Source organism: Sphingobacterium sp. UBA5996 (assembly GCF_002429765.1).
Classification (GTDB): Bacteria; Bacteroidota; Bacteroidia; order Sphingobacteriales; family Sphingobacteriaceae; genus Sphingobacterium.
The window spans coordinates 118,105-134,644 of sequence record NZ_DJAS01000016.1; the positions used below are offsets into that span (position 1 = coordinate 118,105).

Here is a 16,540-nt window from a genome sequence, read left to right on the forward strand (position 1 = left end):
ATGAAGAAAATACCACTACTCGCACCCTTGCTGCTCAGCGTCAGTTTATGTCTATCCATCAGCTCCTGCTCCAAATACCTGGATGTTGAGCATTTTTTTGATGACCGACAGAGCGAAGATCGCATTTTTAAAAGCAAGGATTATACCGAGCAATGGCTCGGAAACTGTTACAACAAACTATTGGATTACAACCTCGAAATGGGCCATCGAAATTATACCATCTCCAACTACTCGGACGATATGTTCTACAATGAATCTGCCGGAGGCAACGGCGATGAGTACCGACGATTTAAATTTGGAGAGTACGATTATACCTGGCAGCGTCAATCGTGGGCACAGTCCTATGGCGGAATCCGTCAAGCCTCAGTCATGATCCACAGCATGGCTGAAGGCGGCGCTTTCACGCCAAAACAGGTAACGGATTACAAGGCGCAGGCACGCTTTATCCGCGCCTACCTCTACTGGCTACTCCTACGCAAGTATGGTCCAGTACCAATTATGCCAGATAAAGGCGTAGACTACGACGAAAGCTACGACAAACTAGCCTACCCGCGTAACACCTACGATGAAGTAGCCACCTTTATTGCCGAAGAAATGGCCCTGGCAGCGCAAGATCTCCCCCTAAAACGCGACAATCGCAACATCGCCCGTCCTACGCGTGGAGCAGCATTGGCCACACGCGCCAAAGCATTATTATTTGCGGCAAGCCCCCTGGCCAATGGTAACGCAGAAATGAGCGACTTTACAGACGATAAAGGCCGCGCGCTGATTTCGGCACAATACAACGAAGAAAAATGGGCACGCGCAGCAGCGGCAGCCAAAGATGTAATCGATTTAAATGCCTACAAGCTGTATACAGCCGATTTTAAAGCCAAGGGTACTACCGACTATCCGGCCACCATCACCCCCCCTTATCATCCGGCATACTCCGAAAAGAATTTTCCCGAAGGGTGGGCCAATATTGATCCCTTCGAATCCTATCGCGCCGTATTTAACGGTGATCTATATGCGGCCGAAAATCCAGAGATGATCTTTACCAGAGGCGAAAATCAAACCGATGAAAACCATGGTATTATCGCGCTGACAAGGCACCAGATGCCCCAGGTGGGCGGCGGATACAACTGCCATGGCATTACTTTAAAACAATGTGATGCCTACGCCATGAATGACGGAACCACATTTAATAGACAGCAAATCCGGCAGCAATACGGAGCAAATATGTTTGTGCAAAAGGCTGAACTCGATCAATTCAAGCCACTCCTGGAAAATGTTTGGAAAGACTTTGCCCATCGAGAACCACGATTTTATGCTTCAGTGGCCTATAGTGGTACGCTGTGGACCATGTCTAGCGCCACCTCCAACTTATCCAATGTCACGAACAAGCAGATCTTCTATTATCGGGGTGAAAATGAGGGTATGATCAATGGCGACCGCTGGCTACCTACAGGGATAGGCATGATGAAATTTGTCAACCCAAAAGATAATGCCACAGGCAATGGCGGCAAGATATACCCCAAAGTGGAAATTGCCATACGATATGCCGACCTGCTACTCATGTATGCTGAAGCGCTCAATGAGATCAATGGATCCCATATGATTGCTAGCTGGGATGGCAAAACTACCCATCAGATCACTCGAAATATCGATCAGATGAAAAACAGTATAGGTATGGTTCGTATCCGCGCGGGAGTGCCCAATTATGACAACGCCATATATACCGACCAGACAGCTTTACGCCGCCAAATCAAAGGTGAGCGGCAGATCGAATTGCTGGGCGAAAATCAGCGCTACTACGACTTGCGCCGATGGAAAGACGCTCCAATAGATGAGGCGCAACAGATCTACGGTTACAATGTCTATATGACCAAAGACAATGCAGACCTATTCTATACCCCTGTGCGCGTACCGCAACTCCAAACTATATTTTCTAAAAAAATGTACTTCTGGCCCGTCGACTGGGATGAGCTCCGCAAAAACAGACGCATGACGCAGGCACCGGGATGGCCTTCTTTCGATTAATCAAACCAGCCAAAAAGAACTAGATAGAAAATACCGCAAGAGACATTGCATACTTATTTAAGCATTAGAAATAAAAACACATGAAAAAGCTTTATATCTATATTTTAACCCTAGTCTTGGTCTTGTTCCAAACGGGGTGCAACGATGAATGGGAAGAAGAATTGTATACACAGATGGTGTCTTTTAAAGCCCCAATTGGAAGTGAAGGTGTATCCGAAGTCTATCTGCGCTACAACAAGACCGGCGAAGTCACCTACAAATTGCCTGTCATCCTGAGCGGCTCCCGCGAGAACGACAAAGATCTATATGTCAAGGTGGTTGTGGATAGCGATACACTGGCCACCTTTAACCAGGAAAAATATCAGTACCGCGAAGACTTATATTTTAAACAGCTTCCCGAACAGTTTTTTGCACTGCCCAAGGAGAGCTGCCTGATTCCCAAAGGAGCACATACCGAAAATTATCCGATCAAATTTAAGTTTGACAACCTCGATCTTGTCGAACGCTATGTACTTCCACTCTCCATTCAGGAAGACCCCTCCTATGTAACCAATAAGCGCAAAGGATGGCGCAAAGCATTGCTCTATATCAAACCATTCAATAATTATTCGGGCAATTATTCAGCCACGTCCATGAATGTCTATGCCGACGGGCAAACTAAAAATCCACTTGTATCTAGCGTCAGAACATCGTGGGTGGTAGACGAAAAAACAGTATTTTTCTACGCCGGAGTTCTGGAAGAGAAATCAGAAGATCGGGGCCGTTACAAGATTATCATGGAGTTTATGGAACCCTCAGAGGATGTTAACGGTATAAAATCGGGCACCCTTCATGTGTATGCCGCCGACAAATCCATCAATTTTGAAATGCTCGGGCAGCCCACCTATCAATTAAGGGAAATCGAAGATGCGACCAAAAAATATTTGGTCAAACAGTACTGCACCGTCAACCTAAAATACAAATATGACGATATCACCACCATGCCCGGTGTGCCCGTGCGCTACCGCGCCGAAGGAAGCATGACAATGGAACGCTCACGCAACACCCTTATTCCAGATGAAGACCAGGCAATACAGTGGTAGCATACGTCCAGGTAAATGCTGATCAAATAAGCGATGCAATCCAATTGAAAATCTTTAAACAAACACATCCATGAAAAGAATGACAGTGACCTTTTATTTTATGATGAGCAGCATGTTATGGGTATCTGCCTGTCAAAAAAACAGTCCGACAAACGATTTAGATCCCATCCCAAAAAGCAATACCCAACCCGTAGATCCCACTGCAGATGATACAGTAGTTGTAGATAGTACCTTCTCCAATCCACTCATGCCCGGAGGTCCCGACCCCTGGGTAATCCAAAAAGACGGTACTTACTATTATACCTATACCCAGGGAAGCAAGCTCGTCATCCTCGAAACCAAAAGCATGTCCGAACTCGCCTCCGCACGGCGATATGAAGTCTATACCCCTCCTGCAGATCAGCCCTATTCAAAAAATTTATGGGCACCCGAATTGCATGAAATCGATGGTAAATGGTATTTCTATTTTGCAGCAGATAATGGCAGCAATGCCAACCACAGAATGTATGTACTCGAAAATTCTTCTCCCACCCCCGTTCAGGGCAACTGGGAAATGAAAGGTAAGATTTCCGATAGTGCAAGCGAATGGGCCATTGACGGAACCATTTTGCGGCATGATGGAAAGATGTATATGATCTGGTCGGGCGGGAATGCCGGCGCACCGCCCCAAAACATTTATATAGCGCCCATGAGCAACCCCTGGACCATTTCCGGACCCAAGGTCATGATTGCCACGCCCAACTATGCATGGGAGAAAAACGGAAATCCAATCAACGAAGGCCCCCAGGTGTTGATCAACCCACAGGGCAAAGTACATATCGTTTACTCGGGTAGCGGTTACTGGTCTGACGGCTATTGCCTCGGCCTGCTCACACTAAAAGATGACGGAGACCCACTACAGGCAGCAGATTGGACAAAACGCAACCATCCCGTATTTTCCATGAGACCCGAAAGTAGCATTTATGGCCCCGGCCACAACGGCTTTTTTAAATCTCCTGATGGAAAAGAAGACTGGATGATTTATCACGCACGTAATGTAGCCAACGACGGCAATGCCACACGACGTCCCTATATCCAGCGATTTTCCTGGCATACAGATGGCTCCCCAAACTTCGGTTTACCGGCCAATCCTGCACTCAAACAAAAGCGGCCAGCGGGAGAAAAATGGCGGAAAATATATACCAAGAAAGGGTGGACGGTCGCTGGCTTCAGTTCCGAAGAACCCAATAACAACCGGTCGGCTGCAGCAGTGATCGATGACAATATCAACTCCATATGGATAACCCGCTATTCAGTCAATCCAACAAAGTACCCCGACCATTACCTCACCATCGACATCGGAGCAGCCCAACCCGTAGATGGTTTTGTAATCCATCAGAAAGATGGCGACAGAAAGATCAAAGAATTGGAAATCCATGTCGGCAATGACAATCAAAACTGGGAAAATCTGGGCACCTTTAGCTTGAGCGATGTCAATCTCCTGCGGCAGTTTATCGACCTGGCGCAGACCAAGCAATTTCGCTATTTTAAACTCGTACCAAAGTCAGGCTACGACAATCAACAGCAGCCCGGCCTGGCGGAAGTCGGTATATTCCGCAATAGCGATTAGTATACCCTAAACGATGATTACTGAAAACTATAGGGGCAGTCCAAAATTATTGGATTGCCCCTTTTTAATCCCCTATCGTTACATCGAATCAGGATCTCGGCATTGACTTCAGGTAAGCCGATGGAGATACCTTATAATATTTTTGGAAGTTCTTATTAAAGATACTTTGTGAACTATACCCGACCAGGGTAGCGATCTGCTGTAAACTAAATTCATTTTGCGCCATGAGTTCAGTCGCTTTCTTTAAACGCGTTTTATCGACAAGTTCCTTGGGCGAAAGCGCAGAAAGCTGCTTTATTTTTCGGTAAAATGTAGGCCGGCTCATCAACATATGTTCAGCAAGTTCATCAATACCAAGTTCCGGATACCTAAAGTTTTTTTTGATATAAGCATCCAGCTTGTGCAAAAACTCAGCGTCCAGCTTCGAAGGCGCCAGCAAACGGACATCTTCAAACGGCGCATGAGCAAAATGAGTTTTTACATTCACCCTATTTCTTAGCAGATTGTCCACCTGCACCAATAAAAGTTCCAAAGGAAAAGGTTTCTGAACATAAGCATCGGCACCCACTTCAAGCCCCTCGATATGCGCAGTATAACTGTTCTTTGAAGTCAGCAATAGTACCGGTATATGGCAATAGTTCAGATTCGATTTGATGAATTTACAGAGTTCGAAACCGTCGATTCCCGGCATCATAATATCCGAGATAACCAGATCAATCATTTCGCTATCTAAGATAAGTTTTGCACTTTCACCGTTGTCAGCGGTGTGTGTACAATAATTTTCATTCAATTCTTCAGACAAGAATTCCAGAATTTCTAAATTGTCGTCAATAATCAATATGTGCTGTCTCATAATTATCTGATTTTTTTCCAACTGCTAAGTTCAAACTCCCTTTCCTGCCGTAGCGGCAGCACCAATTCAAATACAACAAGGCTACCACCATTTTCTATAAGCTGGAGCGTACCCTTGTGCAGCTCGCTGAGCGACTTGGCCAGCGAAAGACCAATCCCGGTTCCAAACCCAAGACTATTTTCTATCCTAAAAAACGGCTCAAAGATCTTTTTTGCATATTTATCAGGAATAGGTTCACTATCATTTTCTACCGTAATGTTAAAACTGTTTTTTTCGATATCTGGATCTGCCAGCCGCACATTCACGTAGGTGAGACCATATTTTATAGCATTAGAGAGTAGATTGTTCAATATTTTTACCGTAGCTTCACGGTCGACAAAAGCGATGACATCATCCTCCGGATAAGCACTGTTCAAACGGATATTATTCTGTTCGGCGATCTGTTCAAAAGAAGACATCACTTCTTTTAACAAATCAACAATATTTGTTTTCACAAAATTGAGCCCAAATTGATGCAATTCTGTTTTTCTAAAATCCAGCAGTTCCGCTGTCAGTTCGGTCAGTCTCAATGTATTTTTTTCAACCTGTAACAAGTTTTTACGGATAGTGTCGCTATCCGTAATTTTTCGTAGCATGCCTTGCACACGACCGAGGATCAATGTCAACGGCGTTTGTATTTCATGCGTGATATGCGTAAAAAACTCAATTTTAGCCGCATAGATTTCACGTTCCTTTTCATGTTCAAACCGCATAAGTTTAGCCACATTTTTTCGAATGGTCCATCGATGGTAATAAAAAGCAATCAAAACCAAAAGAACGATCACCAGCAAAGTATAGAAGCTGTATGCGGCAAAAGTTTTCCAAAATGGCGGCGTTATAATAATCACAAGCCTACGTTCAATACTCCTCCAGCTGCCCGTATTACTTTTCGCCCGCACAGTGAAAATATATTTACCCGGTTGTATATCCGTAAAATAAGCCTTTCTATTGCTAGCAAGAATTGTGCGTTTTTGAGCTAACCCCTCCAATATATATTCATATCTGGTAACGGCCGGAGAAGCATAATTGAGCGCAGCAAATTCAATACTGAAGTTATTTTGGTTATAAGCTAAACAAATACTGTCGAGGTACACTACCGAACGCTTGATTGGACTTTTATCCACACCAGGATGGATAGCTTTATTGTCTATCTCCAGGCCAGTAATAAATAAAGCCGGGCGAGGTCCAGTGTTTAAAAAATCTTTGGGATCAAAGGCGATCAGCCCTTTCACTGACCCAAAATACAAGATACCAGACCTGTCTTTGTAAGCCGAACAAAAATTAAACTGATCAGTGATCAATCCGTTGGCTTGCTGATAGTTTTTAAAGGCCCCCGTTTTAATATCCAGGCACAAAATTCCCTTCAACGAACTTATCCAAAGGTTTTGAAAATCATCTTCCAGTATACTAAAATACACATTGGTCGGAAAGCCCGCAGCAGTGTCGTATCTTTTAGTTGACGTTCGGTCTCGACTTAAGCGGATCAGCCCACCACCTTCTGTGGCAAACCAGATCGCCCCCATGCTATCTTCATGGATACCATATACCGGAAATTCGGGAATCTGACCTATTTTAGTGCTGCTCCCAAATCGAATATTCCCCTGTACACCCGACTTGGGATGATAGTAATAAACGCCGTTCGACATGGTGCCCACCCAAATAAACCCATTTCTATCCTCCCGGATGCTCAGCACATAAGGACGACCAGGGATATGATTGATGCGATCAAAAGTCTTTCTTTTGAGGTCGTACCTGAACAGGCCGGCGTTCTCATCATAAGCAGTACCCACTAATACCGTGCTGTCACTTGTCTGAAAGATGCTCAACACAAAATCGTTGCCAGATTCGGCGGGTAGACCGATAGCACGATGCTGCTGACGGATTAGCCCTGTCCGAATATCCATAATCTCCAATCCCCGATGAAAGGGCCCCACAAGAAGATCATTTCCCACAGCGAGCAGACCGTGGATATTCGGATAGGAAAGCGCATTTTCACCTGTTGTTGGATAGTGCCTAAAAAATTGCCTCTGTGGATCAAACCTATTGAGACCGGCATCTTCCGTGCCAATCCAGAGGTGACCATCCCGATCAGGAACTAGCTCACGGACGGCATATCCTGATATCGAATTCTGTCCCACAATAGGGTAGTATTTCCGAAAACGTGCGTTTTCAAGCGAGCAATAGTTCAGGCCACCAAAAAAAGTACCCAGCCACATCCCCCCGCTTTTATCTCTGCACACTTTATAGACCGCGTTATCCGTCATAGCATACGGGTCATCAGCACGCTTACCAAGATGCCGGCATTTTTTGATATTGGCATTATAGATATACACCCCAGATTCAGTTGCGACCCAATAATCGCCATTATTTCCCTTACAGATATCCCGCACAAAAATAGCGCTATCCTCCTTTTCACTAAGCACAATCGTTGTCGTTGTTTGCTTATCCAAATCATAGCGCTTAAGCCCAGCTCCAAAATATCCAACGAGTACGGCACCATCATCAAGCGGGAAAATAGCACTAATGGTATTCATATTCGAAGGCCTGTTAAAGTTCACCGTTTTCATGGTTTTCGCAAGCACCCCACGCGAGTCGAAAATACGGAGTTCCCCCTGCTTATTACCCGTCCACAGATTTGTGGCACCATCCAAAAATAAGGCAGTAGTCTGTATCTGATAATTTTTGACCATGCTCTTTTTTATGCTATAGCGCCAAAGCGACGAATTGGCAATAAACCAGATATCATCCCCATTGGCAATTACCTGTTCGATATACACCTGCGGAATCAGATCAACCGGCGATATCACCTCACCAATGGTATCGTACCGGTACATTCCCTTTCCTGTGCCGATCCATAGTATTCCTGGCTGCCCTTCGGTCAATGTATTGATTACATTGTTGCCGATGTTATTAAAAGGATCATCTTTATTTTCGCAAAGCTTAAAATTGTAGCCGTCAAATCTGCACAGACCAGCACGCGTGCCAACCCACATAAAGCCTTTGCCATCCTGTAAGATGGAGCGAACAGCCTGATGAGGAAGTCCATCCTGCGTCTGATAGTGCTTGAAATAATATTGGGCATGACAAACAACCACGCTAAACTGCAGGATCAGCCAAACAAAAAAAGTAGGATAAGACATAATCTATGTTGGCAATCGGTTCTTTCAAATATAATCAAATGTACCAAAAAATGACAAGAGCACATATGATGACATTACGGACAGCCAATAGCCGTGTGAAACAAAAAATGGTACAGCGCGGTCTAAATCAAGAAAATGTTAGCTAAGTCTATTCACTTTGAGACAAAACGACAAAAGATTGAGCAAAAAAGGAATGAAATTTTGACTTCTTTTGAAGAATTTAACACCAATTATACATGACGATGAAAAGACCATTTCCCCTATTGTTATTTATCCTACTATTATCTTTTGTGTTAAAGGGACAGACCGTAATACAAAATCCTTTACCAATCGCTTTCGGTGATCCTTTCGTCCTGACGGATTCCGATGGGAAATATTATATGTATGGCACCGGCGGCGATGTACACAAAGGCTTTGGAGCCTATTCATCCACCAACCTGCAAGACTGGACTTTTGAAGGGCAGGTTTATCATCATGACAATAAAAACGGATGGGGAATAGATGCATTTTGGGCACCTGAAGTATACCGGCGAAATGGTCGTTACTATATGCTGTATAGCGCCCAGTGGAAAGATAATCCGACGCGAGAACTTGAGAATTTCAGGATCGGTGTTGCCGTATCAGATAAGCCCACGGGGCCATTTATCGACTGCTACGATCGGCCAATTTTTGATCCAGGCTATCCCATTATCGATGCCAATCTTTGGTTTGAAGATGGCCGGGTTTACCTCTATTATTCCAGATGTTGCTACAAACATCCGGTCGAAAGCGAGGTGGCCACCTGGGCAAAAAAGAAAGGCTGGTATGATAAGGTGGAAGAAAGCTGGGTATACGGCGTAGAAATTAAACCTGATTTTTCCGGTATCATTGGCGAGCCAAAATTACTGTTGCGCCCGCCACTAACAATGGGCGTTTCCGACGATTGGGAGAGCAGATCGGTAACCAGCAGAGAAGTAAATCGGCGGTGGACAGAAGGCTCTTATCTCTTTAAAGAAGGCCACACGTATTATATGATGTATTCGGCGAATAATTTCGATGGCAAAAATTATGCAATCGGTTATGCCACTTCGAAAAGTCCATTAGGCCCATTTAAAAAAGCCTCAAACAATCCGATTTTACAAAAAAATGGGCTGGTAACAGGTACTGGTCACAATAGCATAGCCTATTCGCGGGATGGCAAGCAGCGGTATTGTGTCTATCACGGTCGCACCGAAGCAACGGGGCATCAACGACTGGTTTTTATAGACCCGATGGAAATTACCGCTGACGGCAAGCTTATCGTACATGGACCCACATTAAAAAAGTGATAACACAAAAAAGCGATGTATTCCTACACAGTAGAAATACATCGCTTATATAAAGACAAAATCTCTTATTAACTGGATTTAAAAATCATGCACCTATTAGATCAAAATGACTAAACCATTTTAAGTTTTTCAATTTCTTCAATAGAAAGACCTGTAATATCACTAACATCCGCTTTGTTATATCCCTTCACTAGCATCTTTCGAGCAGATTCCAAAGCCTGTTTATGCTCTCCTTTCGCGAGCCCTTCAGCAAGACCTTTTTCAAGACCTTCAGCAAGACCTTTCTCAAGACCTTTAGCAAGACCTTTCTTAAGACCCATTGCTTCGCCAGACCGAATAGCTGAATTGTAAACGCTCTCTGCATCACGCTTATGTTTTAAACTCGATTCGTATGACATCCGATCCTCCTCTGTTAATTTACCTATTTCTCCTATTTCAAAGATAAGGCCAAATATCCTTTTATCCAAAAAAGACGGTAATTTATCCATGGTACTCAAGTGTTTAAGTACATATAACCACTGATTCATGACTGATTGAAGCTCCCCGGGCTTTTTATTAAACATCGGCAAAGACACTAGTTTATACCCCAGCTTATTATAAAAGATTTCATGCGTTGTCTTATCACATAATGCGACATCATAGAAATAAGGACGATCAGTCTTGCGCAAAAGAAAAGCCTCATCCTCCCCATGAAGTTTAAATTCTAAAACCCCTATAAAATAAATCACAGGTAAACAGTAATCATTACCCTTCTTCCCCTTTGACAATTGCTTATTAATCAAACGTGACGTATAATAGACAGCGCGATCCTTGAAATATTCCTGAAATAACTGCTGCATCTCTATAATAAATATCTCTCCATCTGTACCGATACAATGTAAATCAAAAACAACCCTTCGCATATCTTCTTGATCACCGTCATACTCTATAGACTTATAAAATAAATCGGAAATTATTTTCTCACCTTCAAATAAGCTATTGAGGAATTCGATTAAAAGAATCTTATTTTCCTCTCGCCCGAAATAAAGCTTCCAACCAAAGTCAGTACGGGGATCAACATATTTACCAATCGATTTTAATCTTGCCATAATAATTTAAGTTTTTGGTTATCAATACAAATATAACAAAAAAAAACTAAAATATTTAGTAAATAAGTTTAATATATCACTTCCTTTATTTTGGCCATTCCAAAAAATGTTTTAAGTAGCTGCGCTCATTTCATTTACAGCCGAGCCAACAGTTCAGGACAGTTGATTAAAAAATTACCCCTATCATTACCCAACAAACCTGTTACAAAGCAATTCTTTAATGGAATATCGTCCACGCAAAATAGTGGATAATACGAACTTGTTCAGGTTTGCACGATAACCAATTAATCTGCCGTAAAACGCTTTTTAAAACCTATTATAAACAAGTTAAATGTATGAATTATCCATTTTTCAAAAAATCTTTGCTAAAGCGGAGTATCAAGCTTCTTTGCCCCCTGCTTGCGCTCTCGCCAGCCCCGGTTTTTGCATTGCCAACAACAAATTCTCCACTTCTGCTTTCCACAAAATTTGCTGGTGTCACCGGCCGTGTGCTTGATCAAGACGGCAAGCCTGTCCACGGCGCAACTATTCTGGTCAAAGGCAGCAAAGCCGGCGTAAAAACAGGAGAAGATGGGGTGTTCCATATCAACCTTCCTGCAGACAATACAGTTATTGTTGTGAGCTATGTGGGCTATAAAGTACAAGAAATAGACACGAAGGGCAAAACCAATATCACAATCCGACTCGAGTCCAATACCAGCATAGATGAGGTTGTCGTGGTCGGATACGGCACAAAAAAACGGCGCGAAGTCTTGGGTGCCGTGGCCTCTGTTGACCCAAAAGAAATCCAGGACATCCCGGCAGCCAATATTGCCGCAGCCCTACGCGACCGCGTCGCAGGATTGGGCGTAAGCGAGTCTTCGGGCAGGCCAGGAGCAGCAGTTACCCTCAATGTTCGTAATGCTTTCGCCTCAGACCAAGCCAAATTGCAAGGGGTAACCAATGAGCCACTGTATGTTATTGACGGTATTATTTCATCATCCGATGTCTTTGAAAACCTAGATGCGTCCATGGTAGAAAACATTTCGATTCTTAAAGACGCATCCGCAGCCATTTATGGAGCCTCCGGAGCAAAAGGGGTTATCCTAGTCACCACCAAAAGAGGGCAGGCAGGAAAGACACAGCTCACCTACAACGGTTACCTCGGTATCTCAGACGCTACGGTAAAGCCAAAAATGCTTTCAGCCTATCAACACGCCAAATTACTGAACGAAACCTACGCACTCAATAATGCCCAACCCACAGACTTCTTTTCGGATGAAGACTTAGCCTATTTAAAAACAAATCCGTATAAAAGCTGGTATGATGAACTTTGGAAACCCTCTAAAATGGAACGCCATAACCTATCCATTTCCGGTGGAAGTGAAAAGATAACCTTCTTTGCAGGCGGAAGCTATCAAAAAGAAGACGGTAACTATGCAGGTATGAGCCAACAGAAATATTCATTCCGATCCGGCTTCAATACACAAATTATTGACGGTTTAAAAGCTGATATTGCCTTTAATGTAAATAATACAAAGACCAATAGCCAAAACAGCCTATCCGACGACCGCGATCAAAACTTCTATCAAACCCTGATTACGACGCCGCAATGGGTACCCATACAGATCGATGGCCTACCGGTAAACTTCAGTAACATCAATGCCAATAGCAATACCAATCCACTGGCAATCATCAACTCAGGCTACTACCAAAAACGCAGCAACGCAAATTATAACATTAACGCCTCCCTAAATTATGCGCCAGAATACCTCAAAGGATTCAGCGCCCGCATACAGATCTCCAATTCGGGAACATCTTCCAGTGGCCAAGAATACCTCCCGGCTTACGATCTATACGAGTTTGTACGCACAGGCAACAACAACAAGCTCTACACCAACACCGTAGACAAAGTGTTTCGTATGGATGGTAGCAAGACAAGGATTTTACCCTCCTTGGGTAAAGGGAATAGTTACCAGGGAAATATCGTATTACAATATGCAAATACTTTTGGAAAGCATAGCCTTGATCTCATGGTAGGTGCAGAGCAGTCGGCTTCCAATGCAGAAGGATTATCCGCTTACTGGACCAATCAACAGCTGCTAAATTTAGATGAATATTGGGCATTCGACCAATCGACTTTCACGCGGTCCGACCGATCAATCACCGAAGCCGTCAAACGATCCTTCTTTGGAAGGCTCAATTACGATTACAAGAAAAAGTATCTACTTGAAGTGATTACCCGTGTCGATGCCTCCTCCAATTTTGCGAAAGGTAATATCTGGGGGGTATTCCCCACGGTCGCGACTGGTTGGGTGGTCAGTGACGAAGAATTTTTTAAAGACCTCAATTATATCAGCTACTTAAAACTAAGGGCTAACTATGGACTGGTAGGTGAAGACCGTGTGTTAGCGCGGCTATGGCAAGAACGGTTCAGTGTCGACCTCGTCAATACAGGCTATCTCTACGGCGAAACACCGGTCGCATCACTCAACCCAACCATTATTGCCAATCCCGATATCTCCTGGGAGAAACACCGTACCTTCAACTTCGGAATAGAATCCCGCTGGTTTGACAACAAACTGAGCTTTGGGTTCGAATACTATCTCCGAAACTCGTACGATGTATTTGACAAAGGTAACGACGAGAATTTTCCGATGTACGCCGGATTCAAAGCACCAGTCGTCAACTACCAGAAACGAAGAGGCTGGGGTACCGAATTTTCCTTGGGTTACCAAAACACCTTCTCCAACGGATTCAAACTTTCCACCAATATGAACTTTGGCTATTCGGCAAGTTACACGACCCAAATGTACTTCAACAAATTCCAGCTATGGGATTTCTCCTATCCAGACTGGAAGGTGGAAATGGGAACAGACTCCCGTAAATACAACAGTTCAAATTATGGACTGATCTATCAGGATATGTTACGTACACAACAGGAAGTGGATAATTTCTTGGCCAAAAACCCCAACTATACCATCGACGGCAAAGTACCACAGGTCGGCTGGACCGTATACGAAGACACCAATGGCGATGGCAAGATCACCGAAAAAGACCTAACCACCATGTTTGATAATACATCGCCGGTTTTTTCAACAGGGATCACCGTTGGCTTGGCTTATAAATCGTTCTCCTTAAACACCAATTTCAGGGCCGTATTTGGCGGAAAGGTATTCTATGAGTCCCAAGCCATGACCGCTCCTACTGCATTCGTGAATGTTCCAAGTTTTTGGGAAGACCATTGGTCGTTGGAAAACCCCAATGGAAAATTCCCAAGATATGACGATGCTGCGATGATGAAAAAGTGGAATTCTACCTTTTGGGCAGAAGATGGTACAACCATCCGGATCAACAATATGGTGTTCAACTGGAGTGTCCCTAAAACCTTTACAGATAAGATCAATGTACGCTCGCTCAAGCTGATGCTGTCGGGTAATAACCTATGGACCATTGTCGCACCATTTAAACACCGCGACCCCTATTCCTCTTCTTTGTACAATTATCCCACAATCCGTACGATTTCCTTTGGTTTAAACTTTGGTATTTAAAATTTTAAGACATGAAAAGACATTTTACATACATAATAGCCTTATTGGTGGCGTCGAGTACAGCCCTGATGACACAGAGCTGTAAAGATGATTTTTTTGAGCTCGTAGATCATGGTGGTCTGGACGCCCGCATTTGGGACAACGAAGGTGCCATTGAATACTATCTGGCTGGTACCTATAGCATGATCATGCCTACCCATCCGCATGAAGTCACAACAAACGATATGCAGATGCACTATGCCAGTGACGAAAACTACTTTTCGGGAACGAATGCAGCCAGCAAAAAAGTATTGGGTCTGAGTGGGGAAATCACACTTAATGATGTCAAATACATTGCCACCAAATACCAGGGTACCAATATTGGGGATAACCGCTACTTTGACATTGCACGCTGCAACAATGCGATCGCCTATATTCCAGCAGGAACCCTGCCACCAGAGGTCAAGAAGAAATTTTTAGGACAGTTTTATGCCCTACGCGCCATAGTATATTTTGAGCTTACACGGCTCTACGGTGGCGTGCCCCTTGTACTCGACCCTCAAAATCCAGACAAACTGGAGTTAAGTGGTCGGGTATCCGCAAAAGCATGCTTTACACAAATCGTCAGCGACTTGGATGCTGCAATGACGAATTTAGATGGCGTAACCTGGGACGATGGCACTGGCCGCGGTAAAATTACCAAAGCAGCAGCAGCAGCGCTGAAAGCCAAAGCGCTGCTATACTGGGCCAGTCCACAGTTTAATCCAACCGACAATGCAGCGCATCCCTACGAAGCACAACGTTGGCAAACTGCTTTTCAGGCAAGCAAAGAAGCCTATGAACTCTGTCAAGCTACTGGGCGGGCCTTAATGCCCAACTATAATGAAATCTTTTTAAAAGAAGGCATAGCCAATACAGAAGCGGTACTACTTCGTTCCTATTCTGCCACATCACCTAAGCGTTACACTATTGTCGAACGCGCATCGCGCCCCGCCTCCGAAGGCGGAGCACCAGCAGATTATTATGTTCCGACCACCCTTTTGCTCAAAGCCTATCGCATGAAAGATGGCACACCCGCCAACGGGGATAACCTCCTATATGATGATGCGCTTTTTTGGAAAAACAGAGATCCACGGTTCAAAAACACCATCGTCTATAACGGTGCAGACTGGCCATTGAGCGGCAAGACAGGACGAAAACAGTGGAACTACACCAATGCAGACGGAGAATCCTCCATAAAATCCTTTTATTGCAAAAAATTTGTCAATCCATCACTTTCATCTGCATCTGTGGGCATTTTCAATGACATAGGCGGCAATGGTATGGACTGGATTGAAATCCGATTTGCCGAAGTCATGATGAATTATGCTGAATCAGCAAATGAAACAGGCGATCTGGCGCTCGCTAAAGAACTGATCCGTAGTATCCGGCAACGCGCCGGCATCGAACAGGGGAAATACGATTACGGTTTGTCCCTTGCTGCCAACAAAGAACAGATGCGCGATCTACTGATGAACGAACGGCAAATTGAATTCGCTTTTGAAGGCAAGCGCTATCACGACCTACGACGGACGCGTCGCATGCATACCCTCGAAGGAACGATCCAAACGTATCTGTTCGAAACCAAATCCGATGCTCTAAAGAAAATATTAGAAGCAAAGAACGCTGCCGGGATCATGCATCGCGAGCGTTTGGACATGAACAATAGAGATACCGTATTGAATTACTTCAAATATCCCTATAATTTACGCGCAGAAAGCGCGAATGGAGCCTTTGCTTTCCGTGATTATTATTATTTCTACCCACTGCCAAATACCTTTATGAGCTCCTCTCCATTGCTCGAACAAACAATCGGTTATGAAGGCGGTACATTCGATCCACTAAACAACTAATT

The 16,540-nt window shown here is 44.1% G+C and carries 9 protein-coding genes; 6 read left to right on the forward strand and 3 right to left on the reverse strand.

Features of this window, described 5'->3' with window-relative positions; genetic code table 11:
* The 3 genes from B3E00_RS12565 to B3E00_RS12575 all read left to right on the forward strand — a co-directional run bounded on the left by B3E00_RS12565 (position 1) and on the right by B3E00_RS12575 (position 4,710).
* On the forward strand, positions 1–2,019 hold the full coding sequence (locus tag B3E00_RS12565; protein WP_293938636.1) for a RagB/SusD family nutrient uptake outer membrane protein: 2,019 nt from the start codon (positions 1–3) through the stop codon (positions 2,017–2,019).
* A gap of 80 nt (positions 2,020–2,099) precedes the next feature.
* Positions 2,100–3,101 carry a DUF4973 domain-containing protein gene (locus B3E00_RS12570; RefSeq protein ID WP_293887199.1) on the forward strand — a complete coding sequence of 334 codons (1,002 nt, stop codon included), beginning with the start codon at positions 2,100–2,102 and terminating at the stop codon, positions 3,099–3,101.
* Positions 3,102–3,171: 70 nt separating this feature from the next.
* Entirely contained in the window at positions 3,172–4,710 is a 1,539-nt protein-coding gene (locus B3E00_RS12575) for a family 43 glycosylhydrolase (protein ID WP_293938637.1), read from the forward strand.
* Between the two features lie 88 nt (positions 4,711–4,798).
* Here the strand turns inward: B3E00_RS12575 and B3E00_RS12580 are convergent, their stop codons facing one another.
* Together B3E00_RS12580 and B3E00_RS12585 are read right to left on the reverse strand one after the other, a co-directional pair.
* A complete protein-coding gene (locus tag B3E00_RS12580) occupies positions 4,799–5,563 on the reverse strand; it encodes a response regulator transcription factor (RefSeq protein ID WP_209579360.1) in 765 nt (254 codons plus the stop codon).
* 2 nt (positions 5,564–5,565) lie between these two features.
* The gene (locus tag B3E00_RS12585; protein ID WP_293938639.1) at positions 5,566–8,742 is read right to left on the reverse strand and encodes a ligand-binding sensor domain-containing protein; all 3,177 of its coding nucleotides are present in this window, start codon (positions 8,740–8,742) and stop codon (positions 5,566–5,568) included.
* A 242-nt stretch (positions 8,743–8,984) separates the two neighbouring features.
* Here B3E00_RS12585 and B3E00_RS12590 point away from each other — a divergent pair, with 242 nt between their 5' ends.
* The gene (locus B3E00_RS12590; protein WP_293938641.1) at positions 8,985–10,049 is read left to right on the forward strand and encodes a glycoside hydrolase family 43 protein; all 1,065 of its coding nucleotides are present in this window, start codon (positions 8,985–8,987) and stop codon (positions 10,047–10,049) included.
* A gap of 110 nt (positions 10,050–10,159) precedes the next feature.
* On the opposite strand, the gene B3E00_RS12595 is transcribed toward B3E00_RS12590, so the two are convergent.
* Entirely contained in the window at positions 10,160–11,137 is a 978-nt protein-coding gene (locus tag B3E00_RS12595; RefSeq protein WP_293938642.1) for an Rpn family recombination-promoting nuclease/putative transposase, read from the reverse strand.
* A 335-nt stretch (positions 11,138–11,472) separates the two neighbouring features.
* Between B3E00_RS12595 and B3E00_RS12600 the strand changes: the two genes are divergently transcribed.
* Together B3E00_RS12600 and B3E00_RS12605 are read left to right on the forward strand one after the other, a co-directional pair.
* Entirely contained in the window at positions 11,473–14,667 is a 3,195-nt protein-coding gene (locus B3E00_RS12600; RefSeq protein ID WP_209579356.1) for a SusC/RagA family TonB-linked outer membrane protein, read from the forward strand.
* 11 nt (positions 14,668–14,678) lie between these two features.
* Positions 14,679–16,538, forward strand: a complete 1,860-nt coding sequence (locus B3E00_RS12605; RefSeq protein ID WP_293938645.1) for a RagB/SusD family nutrient uptake outer membrane protein — start codon at positions 14,679–14,681, stop codon at positions 16,536–16,538.
* Positions 16,539–16,540 lie beyond the last annotated feature (2 nt).